The following is a 3,420-nucleotide window of genomic DNA, read 5'->3' on the forward strand; positions in this document are numbered from 1 at the left end:
CATTCGCGCTGTCCGGGCGACCCGCCACGGCATCGACGCGCATGCCGCTCGGCAGCGGCATCACGGGAAGTGCCCGCGAGAACACCTCGACCGCGAGATCGGGCCCGACATCGGCGATCGGCACCTGCAGGTTCATCGCGCTGGCGCGACGTTCGAAGAATTCCGGATCGCCGATCAGGAAGAAGGGCGGCAGGCCGGGTCCGTCGTCGCGCCGCAGCCACGCCATCAGAGTGAGTTCCGGTCCGATCCCGGCCGGATCGCCCAGCGTCAGGGCGATCGGTGCATGTCGGCCACTCATCGCAGGCCACTCATCGCAGGCCTTTCCGCCCCGGACCGAAGCGATGTCTCAACGGACTGTCGAGATGCCGTCGGCCGTGACTGCGGTCCCGAGGTTCTGGCGGAAATCGGCCTCGCCCAGGGTCTTGAGTTCGAGCCGCAACAGGAAGGTGCGGTTGCGCTCGCTGGTGCCGAGCGCGGCGGCGGTCGGGGACACGATGTAGTTCACCGACACCGTCGTGCACTCGTCCTGGTAGCCGCCGCCGATGCTCATGCCGGAGAGATAGAACCGGCCGGGGTTGGAGTAGACCGGGGCGTCGCCGATGGGATTGGACAGATAGGAGGCGTAGGCGGTTTTGAAATTGTCGCGCACATCGAGGTAGTGCGACATGTCGATGAGGGCCGAGCCCGTCACGAACCAGTTCGGCGTGACGTGGTAGGTGGCCGAGGCGGTCACGCCCTCGCGGCGGTTGGCGAAGCCGAGGGCGGGCTGCGCCTTGTAGTAGGAATAGAAGGCCGACAGGTCGATCGGCGCAAACGGCGAGAGCCGCGCGATGATGCCCGTCTCGAACCGGTTCACGCCGAGATCCGCCTGATCGAAGCGGCCGCGCGTGATGAAGGTGATGTTCTGGTTCGGCGAGACCTGGACGCGGCCGACGAAGTCCGAACGCCGGTTCTCGAGGCCGGAATCGAGGCCGACATTGGCGATGTCGCCCCGGCGGAAGGAGTTCACCCCCGCGATCTGGATCGACTCCCCGAACATGGCGTTCGCGTACCAGCCCGCCGGGGTCACCACCGAGTACTGCGCGCCGAGATTGGTGCGCACGCCGCCCTCGACGCGGTCGTAGCCGGAGAACTTGTCCCACTCGAACAGCGAGGTGTCGTCGAAGATCAGGCTCTGCGCGTCCTCGTTGGGCAGGCGGCCGATATGCGTCTCGCTCGGCCGCGCGATGACCTGGGCGATCGGCTCGATCGTGTGGACGCCGAGCGGCCCGAAATTGCTGACGAACGGATAGCGGTAATCGATGCCGACGGCCGGCATCACGCGACCGGAGAAATCGGCGTCCTGATGCGCGATGTTCTGCACCAGGGCGTTCTGGTAGCCGGACGTACGCGGGTCCACGAAGAATGCGTCGGTGCGCAGATACACGAACGGTGTGAAGACCTGTCCGACATCGTCGATGAAGGTGCGGCGCCAGGACAATTGGGCCGAGGCGCGGGTGTTAGTCCCGGCCAGGCCCCGGACGATGCACTTGCCCCGCTCGAAGGTCGTGCAGGTCTCATAGAGATTGTAGGTCTTGCCGTTGATGGACGGGCTCAGCAGGTAGCCGGTGGGGCTCTGCACCGCCTGGAAGTCGGTGGCCTGGCGCGTTAGGCTGGTGATGTTGGACTCGAACCGGACCTCGCCGCCCAAGGGCGCGGGCCCGTTGATGCGCTTGTCGTAATCGATCACCGGCGCGACGAATGGTTGTTCCTTCTGCCAATCGAAGCTCGACAGGCCCTTGAAGTAATAGCCGCGCGCCTCGAACCAGGAACGGTCGCCCTGGCCGATCAGATAGGCCGTGGAAACGGCCTCACGGAAGTAATCCGTGGTGATGCTCTGGTTGCGGATGCGGTAATTGTCCAAAAACCACTTGTCGGTGACGCCGACGACATCCCAGCCGGTGCGCCAACGGTCGTTGATATAGAATTGGCCCTTCGATTCCACCGATCCCCGGAAGTCGCGGTCGCCCGCCCCGAGGGGGCCGGGCAGGAAGGCGCTCGGGGTGGTCTGGAAGATGCCGGAGAGGCGCAGGTTGTACGAGCCCGTCTCCAGCCGATGGCGGAACTCGGCCTGGCCGAGGACGCCCTGGTTGCTCAGGAAGGCGGGCGAGAGCGTCAGGTCGTAGTTCGGCGCGAGGTTCACGAAGAATGGCGTCGCCACGCCCGAGCCGAGCGCCGTCGAGGTGAGAAAGCGCGGCGTCAGGAAGCCCGTCTTGCGCTTCACCGTCGGGTCGGCGGTCTCGAAATAGGGCAGATAGGCCACCGGGATACCGGCGATCTCGAGGGTCGATTCCTCGAATGCGACCGTGTGGGTCTCGTTGTTGTGGATGATCTTGGTGGCGCGGATCTGCCAGAGGGGCGGCGTCTCCGGATTGTTCTTGCACGGCTCGCAGGCCGTGTAGGTGCCGTATTCGAAGCTGGTGGTGTCGCCCTCGATCCGCTCGGCGCGGGGCGCCGAGAACCGCGTGCGCACGGGCTGACCGTGCAGCTCAACCGTCTGCTGCACGCGCAGCGCGTCGATGAAGCCGCTCTTGAAGTCGTCGGTGAGCTCCATCTTCTCGCCGGTGAGCACGGCGCCGCTGGCCTCGGTGAGCCGCACGTTGCCCTGCGCGTAGACGCGGCTGGCATTGCGGTCGTAGGTCACCCGGTCCGCCTGCAGGACGCGCGGGCCGTAATGCAGCTCGGCATTGCCGCGCGCCGTCACCGTGTTGCGATCGTTGTCGTAGATCAGCTCGGCGGCCTCCACGAGGAGACGATCGGCCGGCTTGTCGGCGGCCTTCGGGCCGGACGCCGATTTCGGCGGCGCACCAGCCTTGTGTGCTCCTTGGGCGAGCGCCCGCCCGCCCGGCACCGCGGGTGCGGCGGCCGTGAGGAGTGCCACGAGCCCCGTGGCCAACGCGATGTCGGCGACCTTACGCAACGCCAGTCCCAACTCCTGCCAAGGCCCTCGACCCTTCCCCACCACCGAGTCCGACATCAGCCGTCCTCCTGATAGAGAAGCGTGAGCGTACCGAGGAGACTCCCTACCACGGCGGGGAACCACGCCGCCACAGCCGGCGTCACGATTCCCGAGGCACCGAGGCCTTCCAGCACCTGTCGGGCGACGTACAGCACGAACCCCGCCGCGACGCCGCCCAGCACCAATCGGCCTACGCCACCAAAGCGGAAGAACCTTAAGGAAACGCTGGCCGCCACCAGGACCATGGCGAGGAAGAGGACGGGTCTGGCCATCAGCACATCGTACTGGAGGCGGTAGCGGGTGGAATCGAGGCCGGCTCGTTCGAAGCGCGCGATGGTCTCGGGGAGTTGCCAGAATGGCACGGATTCCGGGGGCGTGAAGCGCTGGCGCACCTGCGACGGCACCAGGGTCGAGGCGATCAG

The 3,420-nt window shown here is 66.5% G+C and carries 2 protein-coding genes and 1 pseudogene; all 3 read right to left on the bottom strand.

What is annotated here, in order from left to right:
- Positions 1–298 (bottom strand): annotated as a pseudogene (gene pdxA / locus JWQ05_RS07845) (4-hydroxythreonine-4-phosphate dehydrogenase); the annotation flags it as partial.
- A 48-nt stretch (positions 299–346) separates the two neighbouring features.
- Positions 347–3,016 (bottom strand): LPS-assembly protein LptD, encoded by a 2,670-nt coding sequence (locus JWQ05_RS07850; RefSeq protein ID WP_299657140.1) that lies wholly within the window; start codon positions 3,014–3,016, stop codon positions 347–349.
- A partial coding sequence (locus JWQ05_RS07855) for an LptF/LptG family permease (protein ID WP_299657143.1) occupies positions 3,016–3,420 on the bottom strand: 405 nt, incomplete at its 5' end. The genes JWQ05_RS07850 and JWQ05_RS07855, both read right to left, overlap by 1 nt.

It is taken from the genome of Methylobacterium sp. (assembly GCF_028290105.1).
GTDB lineage: Bacteria > Pseudomonadota > Alphaproteobacteria > Rhizobiales > Beijerinckiaceae > Methylobacterium.

Coding starts and splice junctions, on each gene's coding strand:
- JWQ05_RS07850 (WP_299657140.1), bottom strand. CDS start 3,016: ATGTCGGACTCGGTGGTGGGGAAGGGTCGAGGGCCTTGGCAGGAGTTG.